This window comes from Streptomyces sp. NPDC038200 (assembly GCF_055600785.1).
Map to the genome: position 1 here is coordinate 149,525 of NZ_JBVJYH010000007.1, position 16,260 is coordinate 165,784.

A 16,260-nucleotide genomic window follows, 5' to 3' on the forward strand; every position below is an offset into this window, starting at 1 on the left:
TTGTGGGCGGGATCACCGAACGGGTGGAGCTGATGGAACCTACGGAGACGGGAACACCGGGGCCGGTGGCCTCGTACCGGACCATGACGGCGTTCACCCCGGCCGACGAGGAGCGCCGGCGCGGGGTGCGGCGGATGAAGCTGACGGCGACGGGGCTGCTGCTGCTGGTGGCGGTGGTCTACGTCCTGGCGAAGACGGCCGGGCACGCGGGGGCCGGGGCGTGGGCGGATTATGTGGCGGCGGCGGCCGAGGCGGGCATGGTGGGCGCGCTCGCCGACTGGTTCGCCGTCACGGCGCTGTTCCGGCATCCGCTCGGGCTGCCCATCCCGCACACCGCGATCATCCCGACCAAGAAGGACCAGCTGGGGGAGTCGCTGGGGGAGTTCGTGGGGGAGAACTTCCTCTCCCAGGACGTCGTGCGGCAACGGCTGCGGGCGGTCGGCATCGGCAGCCGGCTCGGGGCCTGGCTGGCGGAACCGGAGCACGCGGACCGGGTCACGGCGGAGCTGGCCACGGCGCTGCGCGGGGCGCTGACGGTGCTGCGGGACTCGGATGTGCAGGCGGTCGTCGGGGAGGCGATCACCCGGCGGGCGAACGCGCAGGAGATCGCTCCGGGCATCGGCAAGATGCTGGAGAAGGTCGTCGCCGACGGTGGTCACCGGCGGGCGGTGGACCTGGTGGTGTCCCGCGCGCACGACTGGCTGGTGCTGCACCGGGACGATGTGATGGTGGCCGTGGAGGGCGGTGCGCCGGGCTGGACGCCGCGGTTCGTGGACCGGAAGGTGGGGGACCGGGTCTACAAGGAGCTGCTGCGGTTCGTCACGGAGATGCGGGACATGCCGGGGCATCCGGCGCGCGGCGCGCTGGACCGTTTCCTCACCGACTTCGCGTCCGACCTGCAGTCCGACACGGAGACGCGGGCGCGGGTGGAGCGGCTGAAGGGCGAGGTGCTGGGCCGGGGCGAGGTGCAGGATCTGATCGCGTCGGCGTGGACGGCCGTACGGTCGATGATCGTGGCGGCGGCGGAGGACGAGCGCAGCCAGCTGCGGCAGCGGGTGCGGGCCGCGTTGCTGGCGCTGGGGTCGCGGATGGCGACGGAGCCGAAGGTGCAGCAGAAGGTCGACAGCTGGGTGGAGGGTGCGGCGGTGCACGTCGTGACGACGTACCGCAAGGAGATCACCTCGCTGATCACGGACACGGTGGCGGGCTGGGACGCCGAGCACACCACCCGGAAGATCGAGGCGCACATCGGCCGCGACCTGCAGTTCATCCGGATCAACGGCACGGTGGTGGGGTCCCTGGCGGGGCTGCTGATCTACGCGGTCTCGCGCGGGCTGGGTGCCTGACCGGGACTGTTCCGGGCAGGTCAGGGCACCCGATCCCCGTCCTTCGGCGAGGAGGGAGCCCCATGAGCAGAGCCGAGGCCGCGACCGGCCGGACCATCACCACCGACATTCCCGCCCGGCTGGACCGGTTGCCCTGGTCACGCTGGCACTGGACGATCGTCATCGGTCTGGGGACCGTGTGGATCCTGGACGGCCTGGAGGTCACGGTCGTCGGCAACATCGCGAGCCGGCTGGCGGAGCCGGGCAGCGGCCTGTCGATCACCTCCGGGCAGATCACCGGTGTGGCCGCCGCGCTGTATGTGGCGGGCGCCTGTGTGGGTGCCCTGTTCTGGGGCCGGCTGACCGATCGCTGGGGCCGCAAGAAGCTCTTCATGATCACCCTGGCGGTGTATCTGGCCGCGACCGCCCTGACGGCCGTCTCCTGGGAGGCCTGGTGGTTCTTCCTGTTCCGTTTTCTGACCGGCTTCGGCATCGGCGGTGAGTACGCGGCGATCAACTCGGCGATCGACGAGCTGATCCCGGCGAACTACCGCGGCCGGGTCGATCTGATCATCAACGGCAGTTTCTGGCTGGGCGCGGTCGGCGGCTCGCTGCTGTCGATCGTCGCGCTGAACACGGACCTGCTGGCCGCGAACGTCGGCTGGCGCCTGACCTTCGCCCTCGGTGCCGTCCTGGCCCTGGTCATCCTGCTCGTACGACGGCACGTCCCGGAGAGCCCGCGCTGGCTGCTGATCCACGGCCGGGACCGGGAGGCGGAGGAGATCGTCTCCGACATCGAGCGCCAGGTGGAGGCGGAGAAGGGCGAGCGGCTGCCGGAGCCGCAGGGCGAGCTGGAGATCCACCAGCGCCGGAGCGTGACCTTCCTGGAGATCGCCCGCACCGTCTTCGGGCAGTACCGCAAGCGCGCGGTGCTCGGCTTCTCCCTCTTCATCGGCCAGGCGTTCCTGTACAACGCCATCACCTTCGGCTTCGGCGCCATCCTGACCAAGTTCTTCGACGTGCCCGCGGACCACACCGGCTACTACTTCGCGGTGATCGCGGTCGGCAACTTCTGCGGCCCCCTGCTGCTCGGCAAGCTCTTCGACACGGTCGGCCGCAGGATCATGATCTCCTCGACGTATCTGCTCTCGGGCCTCCTGCTGTTCGGCACGGCATGGCTGTTCGACCGGGGTTCGCTGAGCGCGGGCACGCTGACGGCGTGCTGGTGCGTGGTGCTGTTCTTCGCCTCGGCGGGCGCCTCCAGCGCCTACCTCACGGTGTCGGAGATCTTCCCGATGGAGACGCGGGCGATGTCCATCGCCTTCTTCTACGCCCTCGGTACGGCGGCCGGCGGCATCAGCGGCCCGCTGCTCTTCGCCGACCTCACGAGCACCGGCAAGGTCGGTGACACCGTCCTCGCCTTCTGCGTCGGCGCGACGCTGATGTGCGCGGCCGGCCTGGTCGCGGCGTTCCTGGCGGTGCGGGCCGAGCGCCGCTCCCTGGAGGACATCGCCCGCCCGCTGACGGCGGTGGCGGACCGGGCGAAGGCGGCGACGCGGAGTGCCCGGCCGGGGCAGGGGCCGGGCACGGGTACGGGCCCGCAGGGCCGCGGCCCGGCGGCCCCACCGGCGGCCAGCAGGCCGTGACCTCGCGTGTGCGCCGCCGGCGACGGCAGGCCGGGAACCCGCGTGTGAGTCGGCGGCGGCAGGCCGCCGGCGGGCGGGCGGTGACCCGTGTGTGCGTCGCCGACGGCGGCAGGCCGCGGCGGTCGGGCGGTGGCCCGTGTGTGCGTCGCCGGCGGTGGGGCAGGCCGGTAACCGGTGACCCCCCTGTGCCCTCGTCGGCTACGCGCCTGTCGTGGAGCCGGGCCGCACGATCATCAGGACGGTCACGGCGGCCCACAGCAGGTTGAACAACCCGGTGGACATGGCGAGCCGGGCGGCCGACGCGGCCGTACCGGCGCCCTCGACGAACGCGTGCTGGGCCGGCAGCACCGACGCGGCGAGGACGAGGGCGGCGAGGGCGGTCAGCGCGATCGACACGATCAGCCAGGCGCTGCCGAGCACGCCCATCTCGCTCGCCGTCGCGAACCCGAACACGGGGACGACGACGCCGACGACGGCGTACACCCGGCAGATCCGGTGCAGCAGCCGCAGCGTCCCGGGGGCGTCGAGACCGCCGAGACCGCCGAAACCGTTGAAACCGTCGAGGCCGTTGGGGCCGTCGGAGCCGCCCGGGTGGCCGCCGGGGTCGCCGGAGCCGATGAGGCCGTCCGAGGCGTGGGAGGCGTCCGAGGCGTGGGAGGCGTGGGAGGCGCTGGCGCCGGCGGCCAGGGCGCGGCGGGCGGCGGGCGGGAACATGCTGGCGGCGACGGCGACGGGCCCGACGGCGAGGATCGCGGCGATGACGTGCACGGCGAGGAGGAACTTGGTCACGGGGGGACGGTAGGAGGCGGCGGGATCTCGCGACAGTGGCGAGATTGCCACCTCCCAACGGATTCCCGCCACCCGCTGCCACGACGACTTCCAACCCGACACCCCCGTGGGGCTTGGTTGGCGAAGACCCGTCGTACCGCTAGATTCCCGCCATGCACACCGTGGCCGTACTGGCGCTGGACGGGGTCATCCCGTTCGATCTCTCCGCCCCCGTCGACACCTTCGGCTGGGCGCGGCTGCCCGACGGCCGGGAGCCCTACCGGGTGCGGGTGTGCTCGGAGCGGGAGGAGGTGAGCGCGGGCGCCTTCACGGTCCGCGCGCCGTACGGCCTGGACGCGCTGGCGGAAGCGGACACGATCATCCTGCCCGGGGTCGCGGAACCCCCGCAGGCGCTGCCGCCCGGGGTCGCGGAGGCCCTGCGCGCGGCGGCGGCGAACGGCACCCGTATCGCGTCGATCTGCGTGGGCGCGTTCCTCTTCGCGGCGACGGGTCTGCTGGACGGGCTGCGCGCGACGACCCACTGGGCCGCGGCACCGGACCTGGCCGCACGCCACCCGGAGGTGACGGTCGACCCGAACGTCCTGTACGTCGACAACGGCCAGTTCCTGACCTCGGCGGGTGCCGCGGCGGCCCTGGACATGTGCCTGCACATGATCCGCAGGGACTTCGGCTCGGCGGTCGCCGCGCACGCGGCCCGGATGTCCGTGATGCCGCTGGAACGGGAGGGCGGGCAGGCCCAGTTCATCGTCCACGACCTGCCGCCCGCCCCGGCCGGTGCCACCCTGGAACCGCTGCTGGCGTGGCTGGAGGACCACGGTGACCGGGACCTGACGCTGGAGGAGATCGCGGCGAAGGCCGGGATGAGCACCCGCACCCTCAACCGCCGCTTCCGCGACCAGACCGGTACGACACCGCTCCAGTGGCTGCACCGGGCGCGGGTGCGGCGGGCCCAGCACCTGCTGGAGACCACGGACCACCCCGTCGAGCGCATCGCCGCCCAGACGGGCTTCGGCTCCCCCACGGCCTTCCGGGAACGCTTCCGCAGGGTGGTGGGGACGAGCCCGCAGGCTTACCGGAGGGCCTTCCGGGCGGGGGAGAGGACGTCGTAGCGGGAGCCGTTGGCGGGGAGAGGGAGCCGTAGGGGGAGAGGGAGTCCCGGCGGGCGTGGCCGGGGCACGGGGGCCCCGTGAGGGAGCCTCAGGAGACGGCGAGCCCCGCGCACGCAGCCCGTCGGATCAGGCCCTGCGGTCGGCCACGGCCCAGGAGGCGAGGGCGACGGCGCCGGCGACACCGAGGACGGAGGGCCAGGCGCCGACCTTCTTGGCGAGCGGGTGGGACCCGGCGAAGGCGGCGACATAGGCGGCGGTCAGCGCGCCCGCGGCCTTCCCGCCGGCCTGCGCCCGCCACTGCCGCGCGGCGGCGGCCCCGGCCACGGCCAGCACGGCCCCGCCCAGCTGACGCTTCTTCGTCCAGCGGGCGACACCGTAGCCGCCGACGAGTCCGGTGGCGGCGACGACTGCACTGGGAACCCTGGCCATGAGTGCCTCCTCGTATTCCGTATGTCTGCGCTCGAGGCTAACGCGCAGGCCAGGGGCCGAGCCGAACCTGAGTCGCCGCTTGTCAACTTTCCGGCGGCGAGCTATATAAGAACCCGTAGGGCATCGCACCCAGTGCCAGAGGAGAGGAGCGACCTGTGATGCTCGTGCGTACGGACCCGTTCCGTGGAATCGACCGGCTCGCGCAGCACATGCTCGCCACGCACGCCGGCCGCCCGCCCGTGATGCCCATGGACGCCTACCGCAGCGGGGACGACTTCCTCGTCCACTTCGACCTTCCCGGCATCGACCCCGAGACGATCGAACTCGACGTCGAGCGCAACGTCCTCAACGTCCGCGCCGAGCGGCGGAACCCCGCTCCCGAGGACGCGGACATGCTGCTCGCCGAACGGCCCACGGGCACCTTCACCCGCCGGCTGTTCCTGGGGGACGCGCTCGACACCGACCGCATCGACGCCTCGTACGAGACCGGCGTCCTGACCCTGCGCATCCCGGTGGCCGAACAGGCCAAGCCGCGTCGTATCCGGATCAGCGCCGGGGGCGGAGACCGCAAACAGCTCAGCGGCTCGGCCGACGGCCGTGCCGAACTGCCCGCCAAGGCCTGAACCGCGGCCCCGGGACGTGACAGCCCCCCGACCCGCGCCCCGGGCCACCCTCTGCCCACTCACTGCCCCACAGGCCGTATGAGACCACATGCCGCACATTGGCCGAACTACCGCTCATACGCGCCCCATTGCGGGGTACCAGACGTCCGGATATCCGGATGCCCGGTGCCCGGAAGTGTCCCGGAGGAGGAACCACCACGATGACCGTGACGACGCCGCAGCCGCAGACGAGAACCACGATCCCCGCTTCTTCCCTGCGCACAGGCCCTTCACTGCACGCAGGCGAGGCTGCGGACGCCGCGCGGTGGGAGGAACTGACCGAGGCGGTACGGGAGGCGGGTCAGTACGCCACGCGAGCGGAGGCCGAACGCGTCACCCGCGTCGTCCTTTCGGCTCTGGGCACCCACGTCACCGGTGACGAACGCGTGGCCCTGGCCCAGGCGCTTCCCCAGGAGGCGGGCCGGGTGATCGCGTCCCAGATCCCCGTGCCCCACCCCCTGACCGCTCGCGAGTTCGTCGACTCGGTGGCAACCCGCATCGAGAACTCGACCCCGGCGACGGCCCGCTGGGACGTCAGCTCGGTACTCAGCGTCCTGGCGGACCGCCTCGGCGAAACCTTGACCACCCGAGTCCTTTCCCAGCTCCCCCCGGGCTACGCCCTGCTGTTCGGCCGGGCGGACTTGGCGCCGACGGCGTAGTACGCGATGGGCGCCGCACACCCTGTTGCGGCGCCCGACCAGGCCTCCGGCCGATAAGCCGCCCTACCCGGCAGGAGTTCCATTTCGACGGCCCGCCACATCACGGGCTCGTTCGTGTCCCGCCACACCAGAGAACCGAGCCACGCGAGCTATGTGACGCCTTCCATAAGAGCCCCGTACTCGGTGCCGTTCCAGCGCTGAACGCCGATCCTGTCCATGGCCCTCCGCTCGACACGCACCCAAATGCGCCGCCAGTCCGTGCGCCGACCGTTCGACGCTTGTGCACCACCGTGTCCCGGTTCGGACGGGCACGAAGAGACCGCTCAACATGGCCGAGGACTTGATCACTCACCTAGGCCCTCAGATCGGCGGAGGGGGCACCGCGTCCCACGCTGGGTGCGTTCAGCGGTCCAGCGGCAGTGGCTGAGCCAATGACTCGAGAAAGGGGAGCCAAGCGCGGGTGCGAACGGGGATGACTGGCCCGTCAGCGAACTTCGAGTCCCGAACGCTGATGCCGTTGCTGACGTACGCACACTCAACACACTCGGTCGCGTTGCCACCGCTGTACGACGACTTGAACCACCTGGGCTCGGTGATGGGCTGAGTGCCGACGGACATTCACAGCTCCTTGAGGGCGCGATGGATCATGGCGGACGAGGACTCCATATCCAACGCTTGTGCCTGAAGGTACTCGAACGCAAGTCTGTAGCGGTCCAGCTCCTCGTCCTTCTCCAGGAAGAGAGAGCCGGCGTGGAAGTCGACGTACACCACGTCAAGGGCCGGTTCGGGGGCACCGATGATGACGAAGCTTCCCAGCGCCGCGGCGTGCGCTCCCTTGGAGAAGGGCAGTATCTGGAGAGTGATGTGAGGCGACTCGTTCGCTTCCAGCAGTCGGCCGAGCTGCTCTTTCATGAGCGGAGGTGATCCGACGACGCGGCGGATGACCGACTCATCAAGGATCGCCCACAGCCGCGGCGGGTTCGGCCGGATGAGGATCTCCTGCCGCTTCATGCGGATGTCAACCAGGCGCTCGATCTCCTCCTGAGCAAGGGGAACTTCGTTGGCCTTCTGAAGTGCGGTGCTGTAAGCCCGCGTCTGGAGGAGACCGGGCACGTAGACGCACGAGAAGTGGCTCTCGCGGACGGCATCGTCCTCAAGAGTGAGCAGCAGGTTCATGCTCTCGGGGATGGAGTCCGCGAACGAGTTCCACCATCCCTCCTGCTTGGCGTCCTTCGCCAGGCCGATCACGGTCCTTGTCTCGGCCTCAGTCGCTCCGTACTCACGGCACAGAGCTTCAACGACGATCCACCTGACTGGCCCAGCCTGAGTTTCGTACCGGCTGACCGTCGCCTTCGAGACACCGACGAGCCGCCCGGCCTCCTCGAGCGTTAGGCCTCTGTGAGCACGCAACTTACGCAAGGTCGCGCCAAGCTGGCGTCGGCGAGTGGTGGTTCGCTCGGACATTCGACTCCTTCACCGTGTACCGGGATGGTGGCCCCGAGATCTCCACAGGCTAGGTAGCACTGAACCGGGCTCACCACCGGATTCACTCGATCGGGATGCCTGAGAAGTTGCATGGCGAGAGTTCTCATGTGCCATGCTCGGCCTCAGACCGCTACGCGATGCAGCCGTTCGGATACGGCAGGCGCGGGCATGTGCGTGGCTTGGTAGGGAGGGTGGTCATGCACATCTCCGGAACGACCGATTGCCGGCTGCGCTGTGTCTTGCCTTTCACGGCGGCGCCAGTTGAGGTAGGCCTGCTGCGGAACGCAGCGGCGAGGCAGCTGTCTAGGTGGGGAATGCTGGCAGCTGTCGACGAGGCCGAAGTCATTGTCACCGAGCTCGCGACGAACGTTGTCAGGCACGTGGGGGACGGTGCGCCGGCAGCACTGGTGCTGGAGTGGAGGAGTAACCGTCTACGGCTGGAGGTTCACGACAGGAGCCCTGCCCTCCCGACCCCCGGGAAGGCAGGATGCTACGACGAGTGCGGCCGGGGCCTGCACCTCGTCGCTAGCCTGACCGCTGACTGGGGCGTGGTTCTTACCGCCGCCGGTAAGGCGGTGTGGTGCGAGGTGCCGCTCAGCTTGGGGGCGGGCTGCCGTCGAATCGAGCGCGCTGTCGGTCTGCTGGAGGCGTACCAAAGCACTGGAGATGCCCCGGAGCGGCAAGGGCGGAGCTGGGAGGCCCGACTTGAGGAGTCCGCGGTCGAGCTGATTGTCGGCCTGCTCCATTGGAGCGCCGCACGTGGGTACGATCCCGATGACTTTCTGGACCGTGTCCAGACGAGCTATGAGGCCGGAGCGGACGCGGCCTGACCGCGAGCGCCGCGCGCCGGCGCATTAACCGAGCGCGGCTCGCAGCATGGCGCCGGCATCATCTGGCGCGCCTTCTTCGTGCAGCTCTAGGGCTACCGCCATGACGTCCTGATTTTCCTGGTCCCGCCCGTAGACGTGGATCAGGTCATCGGCCAGGTGGCCTCGCTCGCGATACCTCAGCTCTGCCACCACCAGCGCGGTCTCGGCCGGGGTGAGCAGCTCTGTCGTGCTCTGCCGGAGCAGGGTGAAGGCGAGGTCTTCCCGACCGGAGCTGTCCAGTTCTTCGGCCTGCGCCACCAGCTGCCGTGCCGCCGACACGTCTTTCGTGCTCAGCTGCCGGTCCCTTGGCCGACGGGGGACCGGCAGCTGAGCCCTGCCACTCTGTACCGCCGCCAGACGTTCCCGCAGGCCGGCTTCGCTGACTGCTTTTTCAGTCACCTTGGTCTCCAAATCGGCCACTGCGGCCCTCAAATCGGCCACCGCCGTCCGCAGCCTTGCCTCTTCTCTCCTGGCGGATCGCAGTCGGGCGGCGAGCTGTTTCCGTTGCCGCCGACGGGCTTCCTGTTGCCGCTCGTGCGTCGCGCAAGCCGGGCAAGGAGCGTTCAGCTGCCGGGTGAGCGAATCGATTCGTCCGCCGAGATCCGGGCAGTACTCGCAGCCTCGCTGTTCCCCTAGGGCGCTGGTATGGAGGTCGAGCAGCGCTTCGCGGGTGATGCCGACGTCCTGGCCCCTGGCGGTGGCGTCAACGCAAGCTTCCTTGTGCAGGCGCTCAATGAAATCCCGGCCAGGGATCCTTGAGGTGTTCAGGTACCGGGACAACATGTCCGCGGAGCAGTCCAGCCGGGCTGCCGCCTCTGCCTGCTTAAGTGTCCTTTCTCCTGCTTCACCCAGGTCTTCTGGTCGTAGCAGGCGGCACAAGGCCCGGAGTTGCAGGGCGAGTCGCCGCTTCCTGGGTCGTACGTCGCCTTTGAAGCCCTTGCCGGGATCCAGCCAACGACCCACGACCGGGCTGTTTCCGGTTGATGACATGCGATTCCCCTCCCCGGGACGCTCGGGCGGGGGTGAGGGCAGTCATCCCCCAAGGCCCGCTCTGTGCCGACGTAATTGTGCCTCTGTAGTCGCTTCCGCGCTTGCGTTTCCCGCTCTTTCCCTTTGGGTTCCTTTGGGTGCTGGACTTGCTCGTACGGAGCAAGTCCAGCACTGCGGATTTGCTTTACTCGGGCAAGTCAGGAAGGGGCTGGACTTCCGCGTTGGTGTGATGTCAGCTGGATAAGCCGCTGGGAGGCGGGGGAACGCGGAGCTTTGCGCTGTGCACTGTCAGTCGCGGCGTCAGTGCTCTCCGCTTAACAGGTGTGCTATCGGAACGAGTTCACGGAGGCGTTAGTGGAAGAGATCCCGTCCTACCAGGACAAGAAGTTCGGAAGCATGGTCCGGGCAGCGCTGTGGCTGGTCTCCGTTGTGGAGGAGGGCAACATCTTCACCAAGGCGCAGCTGCGCGAGACGTTCCCGGACGTCGCGCAGATCGACCGCAGGCTGCGGGACCTGCGTGACCACGGCTGGCGGATCGACACGAACCGCGACGACCCCTCCCTGCTCCAGCAGGAACAGCGGTTCGTGACCAGGGGCGCGGACGTCTGGATCCCTGGAAAGTCGAAGGCACCGAAGCACAAGGCCAGCCTGACCGCCGCTCAGCGCGCCAAGGTCCTCCAGGACGACAACCACCTGTGCCGGTCGTGTGGCATTGGCGCCGGCGAAGCGTACGAGGACGGCGGAATCGATCTTGCCAAGCTCAACGTCGCCCGGCGTAAGGTGCTCCAGTCTGGCGGCACCGCTGACTACCAGCTCGTGACCGAGTGCAAGAAGTGTGGGACCGGCGGCGGGGCGGACCGTGAGGTCGACCTCGGGGCGCTGCTGGAGCTTGTGGAGAACCTCTCGTCGGTGGAGCGGCGTCTCTTCGCTAAGTGGATCGACGCCGACCAGCGCTCGTTCAGCCCGATCGAGAAGATCTGGGGCATCTACCGGACGCTGCCCCAGGAGTCGCGCGCATCGGTGGCGCAGGCCATCGGTGACCTGGCCGACTGATCCAAGACCGGCAACGCAAGCTGACAGGACCGGCAAGAGAAGGGACGGGGAAGGACATGGTGCGGGAGTTCCCGCCGCCGCCGCGCGCGGAGACGGTCAGTGAGTTGATCAAGAAGAGGCTGGAGGAGGTGAGGGCCGCCGGAGGTACCCGGGAAACCGTCACGGTCGACTGGAACGGACAGCAGATTCATGTCGATGTAATCGACCTGCCGTTGAACGACCTCTACCTCAACCCGGGTACGCACCGGATCCGTGCCCAGCGCAGCCACAGGCCGGATCAGGACCGGAACCTGGACAAGGACCCCTTCGGGGAGGCTGGTCAGGACTACCTGCGCAGCCTGCTCCAGGCCAAGCCTTCTGACCCGGATTTGCGGGATCCCGACTTCGACAAGCTGAAGGAGGATCTGGACAAGTTCGGCCAGAACGAGCCGGGACTCGTCACCCACCACGGCGTTCTGGTGAACGGCAACACGCGTGCCGTCGCCTTGCGGGAGCTGGGCAAGCAGTCGATGAGGGTAGGCGTACTCCCGTCGTCGTTCACGCAGGCCGACATCGACGCTGTGGAGCTGGCGCTCCAGCTCCGCCAGGACCAGCGGCGCGACTACTCGTACATCAACCGGCTGATCGCCATGGAAGAGCAGGCGGCGATGGGCCGGACGCCCGAGCAGATCGCCAAGGAGTTCCGGATCCGGACGGCGACGTACCACCAGGAGCGGTGGATTCTCAGCACGATCAAGGAGTTGAACGACCGCAGCGCGAGCGGCGGGGGAGTCGCGCTGAGACTCGTTGACTGGGAGGGGGCGCAGGAGCGTCTCAAGGAACTCCAGCGCCTTTACGCGAAGTTGGAAACCCTGGACCGGGACCAGGCTGAAATCGTGAAGGAGCGGCGTCTGGCCGCGATCCTGCTGAACTTCTCGAAGACGGACCTGCGTCACATCGACGAGGCGTTCCTGGCGGAGGGGTACCTGGAGGAGGTGCTTCCGCCGGAGCTGGCTGACAGCGGGACCGTCACCCAGCCTGAGTCGGTGTCCATCCCCGGGCTGGACCTAGAGGTGCCGGCGACCACGTCGGCCGTATCGGCGGCCCGTGCGCTGAACGACCGTATCCTCCGGGCGGCAGCTACCGTCCGCGATACGACTGCGGGGCTGCCCGACAGCGAAAAGGCCTCGGCTCAGGCCCTGCTCGACCAGGCCAAGGATGCCTTCGACCGGGCGATCGAGAACGCTGGCCGTGACGCCCGGCTCCGCAAGCGCAAGCAGCTCGCGCCGGCCCGGCTCGCTGACGCGTGCGTCAACATCGACCAGTGCGTCATCGAGCTGGTTCAGGCACGCACCTCGAACAGCCTGGACGAGGAGGCCTTCGACGAGGCTGTACTCAAGCTCCGGGGCAGTCTGCGCAAGCTCGCCCAGCAGGCCGGACGCGGGATTCCGAACCCTGGGGACGGTGTCTCCTGGCTCCTCGCAGCCGCCACCGCGGAGGCCACCCAGTGACGGAAACGTCCCTGCACCTCGGGTTCGACGATTCGCGTACCCGCGTGGTCCTGCGGACCACAGAGCAGTATCGGCAGGACCTCGTCCAGCTGGCCGGCCGGTTCCGTACCGGCGGCCAGCTGGGCCCGCTCTCCGCCTCGGTGGCGCTGGACGAGCTCCTGGTGAATCTGCCTGTCCTCAGCAGCTGGCCCGACCCGGCCGGCGTCGAGTGGACCCCGGAACTCCGGAACCTCGTATCCGGGGTGGTCAAGGACTCCAGGCTGGTCGAAGAGCGTCTGGCCGGCTCCTCGGTCCCCCCGGAGGCCGCTGCCGACGATGTGCTGAGCATGCTCGGAGACACCTGGAAGGAAGACCTCAACGCCTTCCAGCGCCGGGACGTCGCCAAGCTGCTCTCACTCGGGCACGGAGCGAACTTCAGCGTGCCCGGCGCCGGCAAGACCCGTGTAGCGCTCGCGGTCTACGCCGCCGAGCGGGAGCAGGGCGCCGCTAGCAGGCTGCTGGTCGTCTGCCCCAAGTCAGCCTATGAGTCATGGCGTTACGAGACCGCCGTCTGCTTCAACTACCCGCTGCGCACCCATGTGCTCGACGGCTCTCTGGATGAGTGGGCCGAAGTGCTCATCGTCAACTATGAGCGCCTGGACCGTTCGTTGCCGCTCTTGGCGAACTGGCTCAAGGCCGCCCCTTCGATGATCATCCTCGACGAGGCTCACCGGATGAAGCTCGGCGCGCGCGGAACGTATGGCGCCGCATGCATGGCGCTGGGTCCGCTCGCTGAACGCCGGCTCATCCTGACCGGAACGCCCGCTCCGAACGGCGCCAAGGACCTGGAGAACCTCATGGGCTTCGTCTGGCCAGGCCATGGCCAGCGGGCGGTCACCAGGGCGGTCTCGGGCGGAGACCTGGCATACGCGAGCACGGTCCTGCGGCCGCTGTTCACCCGGACGACCAAGCAGGAACTCGGCCTGCCGCCGATGACCCTGCGGATGCGCTACGTCGACATGCCGGCACTGCACGCCGAGATCTACAGCTCTCTGGTGGGCGGCATGTCCAACGGCACCGCACGCGACGACCTCAGCGCGCTCGGCAAGACAGCGCTGCGTCTGCTGATGGCGGCGACCAGCCCGGCCCTGCTGCTGGAAGGCGCGACCAAGCACGAGCCGCTCGCCTACCAGTTGCCGCCGCTGGAGATCCCGGCCGACAGCTCCCTGTATTCGCTGATGCAGAACCTGCCGGACTATGAGCTGTCCCCCAAGTACAAGGAAGCGCTGGCGATCATCGCCGAGAATGCCGCGCAGGGCCGCAAGACCCTGGTGTGGACGACTTTCGTGCGCAGCTTGGCCACCCTGGCCCAGATGCTTCAGGAGTACAGCCCGGCTGTGGTGTACGGGGGCACGCCCGACCGGGAGGAGCAGTTGCGCCGCTTCCGTGAGGATCCCAGCTGCATGGTGCTGATCTCCAACCCGGCGACTCTGGGAGAGGGGATCAGCCTGCACCACGTGTGCCACGACGCGGTGTACGTGGACCGGGACTTCATGGCCGGCCGTTACCTGCAGAGCCTGGACCGGATCCACCGCCTCGGCCTTGCCCCCGGCACGGAAACAAGGGTGACCGTGATCGCGGCGCGCGGCACGATCGACGAAGTCGTTGAGGTGCGGCTGGACCAGAAGCTCGAATTCATGGGGAAGATCCTTGATGACCCCACGGTTCAGCAACTGGCTGACCTGGAGGAAGAGCCCTCCGTGGCGGCTGGACTGGCTCCCGGTGACATCGAGGCGCTGCTCCGGCACATCGGTGGTGCATGAGACGGATCCCGGCCTCACGCCGCGCGGTGCCGATGGGTTCACCGGCACGGCGCCAGGCTGTGCGACCTGAATGGCCCAGGGCTCTTTGGGGCAGGAAGCCGGGCATGGCCGATCTGATGATGGAGTGGGCGGCGCGGGTAGCGGAAACCGAGCTCAGTGCTGCGCTTCCACGGCGGTGGGCGCATACGCAAGGAGTGACTGAGCGTGCGATTGGAATCCGGCAGCTTCTTGGCAAGGACGCCGACCTGCTGACCGCTGCCGCCACACTGCACGACGTCGGGTACGCACCTCGACTGGCCGTGACGGGGTTCCACCCGCTGGACGGGGCAAGGTTTCTTCGTGACCAGCACGGGGCCGATGACCGGCTGGTGCGGCTGGTCGCGAACCACTCGTTTGCCCTGCTGGAGGCCGATGGGTGGGGACTCCGCGACGAGTTGGCGTCGGAGTTTCCGTTGCTGGACGATCCACTGCTGAGGGACGCCCTCGTCTACTGCGACATGACGACGACGCCGGACGGCGGCCGGACCGGTGCGCAGGAGCGGATCATGGAGATCGTCAGCCGCTACGGCGCGGACAGTGTGGTCGGCCGGTTCATCCGCCGTGCAGCGCCGGAAATCATCTCCTCAGTGCAGAGGATCGAGGCAGCGTTGGCGGCTCAGCCGAGGTAGGGGTAGGTGCCAGCCAGGTAGTCCCCGATCTGCTGGCGCATGCTCGGGTGGATGTCGTACTCGTCGAGGTCGGCCGGCTGGACGAAGCGGACCCCGTCGGCCTCGTCGTTGATCGTGGGGGCCCCGCCGACGGGACGGCCGATGTACGTGTTCTCGTACTGCTGCCGAATCTCTCCGTCGCTGTAGGCGACGATGTGGTTCGGGTTGGTGTAGACGCCAAGGAAGCCGGTGATTACGGCGACGATGCCGGTCTCTTCCAGACACTCGCGCACTGCGCACTCTGCCGCGGTCTCGCCGATGTCCTGCGCACCTCCGGGAAGCGCCCACTGGCCGGTGTCACGGCGGCGCTGGAGAAGGATGGCCCCGGTCTCGTCGACGACGAGCAGGTTGCTGGCGGGGATGAGGGTGTTTGCCTTCGGGGCAGCCGGGTCGTTGTAGTACTCAGTCCTGCCCATGGGCAGCGGTCCTCTCGTGGTCGGGTGTCCACGGCCGTGCAGCGGCCCAGACGGAGTCGAAGCTCTGAGCGTAACTGTCGAACCATCCCGTTCCCTCAGCCCTCTTGAGGTGGAGCAGGGGGTTGGCGCTGGCCGGCTGTCCCCAGATATGGGGGTTGACCAGAAGGTTGTCGTCGTAGCGGAACATGGACGTGTAGAGCGTGGTGTCGTGGAGGCGTACGGCACACCCAGCCTCACCCAGCAGGGGCCGGTAGTACGTCAGCGACGCCCGGATCTTGGCGGCCAGGGTGTCGCCGATTCCCTCTTCGCGGCCTCGGATCGCGACTGCCTGACCGTCCGGGTCACCGAAGCACAGGCGCACCCGGATCCCCTCCGCAGCACGCTCGGAGAGCATTTTGGCAACATGCGGATTGGACTGCGCGAAGAACGTGCCCGAGAAGACGAGGACACTGATCTCGTGCTGGGCCTCTCGCAGCAGAGAGAGCCAGACGTCCCGCGGCACGCTGGCCCGGTTCTGATAGGCACCGATCAGCTCGGTGCCTAACCCGTCACGCGCTCGGCCGGACCGTCGAGACGGAGTCGGCCAAAGGAAGGTCTCTTCCACGCGCAGGTGGCGGGCGACGCGGAAGCGATGCCGTGCGTGTGGAACACGCCCTCCCAGCCACCGGCTCACCGTCTTGGGATCCACCTCGCAGACTTCCGCGAGCGATTCGGGCGAGACACCGCGCTGCGCGAGCACGGAGTGTAGTCGGTCGTTCACAGTGGCCATGGAAGCCGTCCATTGCGTGATCGCGCAAGGACGTTATGGGACGTTGTCACGGAAGCAGAG

Annotated in this window: 17 protein-coding genes; 10 read left to right on the top strand and 7 right to left on the bottom strand. The window is 68.7% G+C overall.

All coding sequences use genetic code 11. The annotated features are described in order from the left end of the window. The first annotated feature begins 32 nt into the window (after positions 1-32). Together ACZ7KF_RS17220 and ACZ7KF_RS17225 are read left to right on the top strand one after the other, a co-directional pair. The gene (locus ACZ7KF_RS17220) at positions 33-1,346 is read left to right on the top strand and encodes a DUF445 domain-containing protein (RefSeq protein WP_471074861.1); all 1,314 of its coding nucleotides are present in this window, start codon (positions 33-35) and stop codon (positions 1,344-1,346) included. A gap of 62 nt (positions 1,347-1,408) precedes the next feature. Then, positions 1,409-2,971, top strand: coding sequence for an MFS transporter (locus ACZ7KF_RS17225; RefSeq protein WP_471074864.1), 1,563 nt, complete (start codon positions 1,409-1,411; stop codon positions 2,969-2,971). Positions 2,972-3,169: 198 nt separating this feature from the next. Here the strand turns inward: ACZ7KF_RS17225 and ACZ7KF_RS17230 are convergent, their stop codons facing one another. After that, on the bottom strand, positions 3,170-3,760 hold the full coding sequence (locus tag ACZ7KF_RS17230) for a hypothetical protein (protein ID WP_471074867.1): 591 nt from the start codon (positions 3,758-3,760) through the stop codon (positions 3,170-3,172). A gap of 152 nt (positions 3,761-3,912) precedes the next feature. Between ACZ7KF_RS17230 and ACZ7KF_RS17235 the strand changes: the two genes are divergently transcribed. Further along, entirely contained in the window at positions 3,913-4,869 is a 957-nt protein-coding gene (locus ACZ7KF_RS17235; protein ID WP_471074870.1) for a GlxA family transcriptional regulator, read from the top strand. A gap of 126 nt (positions 4,870-4,995) precedes the next feature. Here ACZ7KF_RS17235 and ACZ7KF_RS17240 read toward each other — a convergent pair whose 3' ends face one another. Next, positions 4,996-5,298, bottom strand: coding sequence for a hypothetical protein (locus ACZ7KF_RS17240; protein WP_471074873.1), 303 nt, complete (start codon positions 5,296-5,298; stop codon positions 4,996-4,998). A gap of 158 nt (positions 5,299-5,456) precedes the next feature. Here ACZ7KF_RS17240 and ACZ7KF_RS17245 point away from each other — a divergent pair, with 158 nt between their 5' ends. Both ACZ7KF_RS17245 and ACZ7KF_RS17250 read left to right on the top strand, forming a co-directional pair. Further along, positions 5,457-5,921 (top strand): Hsp20/alpha crystallin family protein, encoded by a 465-nt coding sequence (locus ACZ7KF_RS17245; RefSeq protein ID WP_471074876.1) that lies wholly within the window; start codon positions 5,457-5,459, stop codon positions 5,919-5,921. 200 nt (positions 5,922-6,121) lie between these two features. After that, the gene (locus ACZ7KF_RS17250) at positions 6,122-6,619 is read left to right on the top strand and encodes a DUF2267 domain-containing protein (protein WP_471074879.1); all 498 of its coding nucleotides are present in this window, start codon (positions 6,122-6,124) and stop codon (positions 6,617-6,619) included. A gap of 402 nt (positions 6,620-7,021) precedes the next feature. On the opposite strand, the gene ACZ7KF_RS17255 is transcribed toward ACZ7KF_RS17250, so the two are convergent. Then, positions 7,022-7,237 (bottom strand): DUF397 domain-containing protein, encoded by a 216-nt coding sequence (locus ACZ7KF_RS17255; RefSeq protein WP_471074882.1) that lies wholly within the window; start codon positions 7,235-7,237, stop codon positions 7,022-7,024. Beyond that, positions 7,238-8,083, bottom strand: a complete 846-nt coding sequence (locus tag ACZ7KF_RS17260; RefSeq protein WP_471074884.1) for a helix-turn-helix domain-containing protein — start codon at positions 8,081-8,083, stop codon at positions 7,238-7,240. It abuts the gene before it with no gap. A 218-nt stretch (positions 8,084-8,301) separates the two neighbouring features. Here ACZ7KF_RS17260 and ACZ7KF_RS17265 point away from each other — a divergent pair, with 218 nt between their 5' ends. Continuing rightward, positions 8,302-8,934, top strand: coding sequence for an ATP-binding protein (locus tag ACZ7KF_RS17265; protein WP_471074887.1), 633 nt, complete (start codon positions 8,302-8,304; stop codon positions 8,932-8,934). 24 nt (positions 8,935-8,958) lie between these two features. Here the strand turns inward: ACZ7KF_RS17265 and ACZ7KF_RS17270 are convergent, their stop codons facing one another. After that, positions 8,959-9,963 (bottom strand): hypothetical protein, encoded by a 1,005-nt coding sequence (locus tag ACZ7KF_RS17270; protein WP_471074890.1) that lies wholly within the window; start codon positions 9,961-9,963, stop codon positions 8,959-8,961. Between the two features lie 354 nt (positions 9,964-10,317). Between ACZ7KF_RS17270 and ACZ7KF_RS17275 the strand changes: the two genes are divergently transcribed. The 4 genes from ACZ7KF_RS17275 to ACZ7KF_RS17290 all read left to right on the top strand — a co-directional run bounded on the left by ACZ7KF_RS17275 (position 10,318) and on the right by ACZ7KF_RS17290 (position 14,976). Next, positions 10,318-11,016, top strand: a complete 699-nt coding sequence (locus ACZ7KF_RS17275) for a hypothetical protein (protein WP_471074893.1) — start codon at positions 10,318-10,320, stop codon at positions 11,014-11,016. Between the two features lie 56 nt (positions 11,017-11,072). Continuing rightward, entirely contained in the window at positions 11,073-12,506 is a 1,434-nt protein-coding gene (locus tag ACZ7KF_RS17280; RefSeq protein WP_471074896.1) for a hypothetical protein, read from the top strand. Continuing rightward, positions 12,503-14,308: a DEAD/DEAH box helicase gene (locus ACZ7KF_RS17285; RefSeq protein WP_471074899.1), complete on the top strand. Its 1,806-nt coding sequence runs from the start codon at positions 12,503-12,505 to the stop codon at positions 14,306-14,308. The genes ACZ7KF_RS17280 and ACZ7KF_RS17285 overlap by 4 nt, the downstream gene beginning before the upstream one ends. A 104-nt stretch (positions 14,309-14,412) precedes the next feature. After that, positions 14,413-14,976 (top strand): HD domain-containing protein, encoded by a 564-nt coding sequence (locus ACZ7KF_RS17290; protein ID WP_471074902.1) that lies wholly within the window; start codon positions 14,413-14,415, stop codon positions 14,974-14,976. Here the strand turns inward: ACZ7KF_RS17290 and ACZ7KF_RS17295 are convergent. Both ACZ7KF_RS17295 and ACZ7KF_RS17300 read right to left on the bottom strand, forming a co-directional pair. Next, positions 14,964-15,431: an NUDIX hydrolase gene (locus ACZ7KF_RS17295; protein WP_471074905.1), complete on the bottom strand. Its 468-nt coding sequence runs from the start codon at positions 15,429-15,431 to the stop codon at positions 14,964-14,966. The genes ACZ7KF_RS17290 and ACZ7KF_RS17295 overlap by 13 nt on opposite strands. Continuing rightward, positions 15,418-16,191: an XRE family transcriptional regulator gene (locus ACZ7KF_RS17300; protein WP_471075457.1), complete on the bottom strand. Its 774-nt coding sequence runs from the start codon at positions 16,189-16,191 to the stop codon at positions 15,418-15,420. Before ACZ7KF_RS17300 ends, ACZ7KF_RS17295 begins: the two co-directional genes overlap by 14 nt. Positions 16,192-16,260 lie beyond the last annotated feature (69 nt).

Bases quoted from the DNA above. Each gene is read 5' to 3' on its own strand.
- ACZ7KF_RS17220 (WP_471074861.1), top strand. From the start codon at position 33: ATGGAACCTACGGAGACGGGAACACCGGGGCCGGTGGCCTCGTACCGG.
- ACZ7KF_RS17225 (WP_471074864.1), top strand. From the start codon at position 1,409: ATGAGCAGAGCCGAGGCCGCGACCGGCCGGACCATCACCACCGACATT.
- ACZ7KF_RS17235 (WP_471074870.1), top strand. From the start codon at position 3,913: ATGCACACCGTGGCCGTACTGGCGCTGGACGGGGTCATCCCGTTCGAT.
- ACZ7KF_RS17240 (WP_471074873.1), bottom strand. From the start codon at position 5,298: ATGGCCAGGGTTCCCAGTGCAGTCGTCGCCGCCACCGGACTCGTCGGC.
- ACZ7KF_RS17245 (WP_471074876.1), top strand. From the start codon at position 5,457: ATGCTCGTGCGTACGGACCCGTTCCGTGGAATCGACCGGCTCGCGCAG.
- ACZ7KF_RS17250 (WP_471074879.1), top strand. From the start codon at position 6,122: ATGACCGTGACGACGCCGCAGCCGCAGACGAGAACCACGATCCCCGCT.
- ACZ7KF_RS17255 (WP_471074882.1), bottom strand. From the start codon at position 7,237: ATGTCCGTCGGCACTCAGCCCATCACCGAGCCCAGGTGGTTCAAGTCG.
- ACZ7KF_RS17260 (WP_471074884.1), bottom strand. From the start codon at position 8,083: ATGTCCGAGCGAACCACCACTCGCCGACGCCAGCTTGGCGCGACCTTG.
- ACZ7KF_RS17265 (WP_471074887.1), top strand. From the start codon at position 8,302: ATGCACATCTCCGGAACGACCGATTGCCGGCTGCGCTGTGTCTTGCCT.
- ACZ7KF_RS17270 (WP_471074890.1), bottom strand. From the start codon at position 9,963: ATGTCATCAACCGGAAACAGCCCGGTCGTGGGTCGTTGGCTGGATCCC.
- ACZ7KF_RS17280 (WP_471074896.1), top strand. From the start codon at position 11,073: ATGGTGCGGGAGTTCCCGCCGCCGCCGCGCGCGGAGACGGTCAGTGAG.
- ACZ7KF_RS17290 (WP_471074902.1), top strand. From the start codon at position 14,413: ATGGCCGATCTGATGATGGAGTGGGCGGCGCGGGTAGCGGAAACCGAG.
- ACZ7KF_RS17295 (WP_471074905.1), bottom strand. From the start codon at position 15,431: ATGGGCAGGACTGAGTACTACAACGACCCGGCTGCCCCGAAGGCAAAC.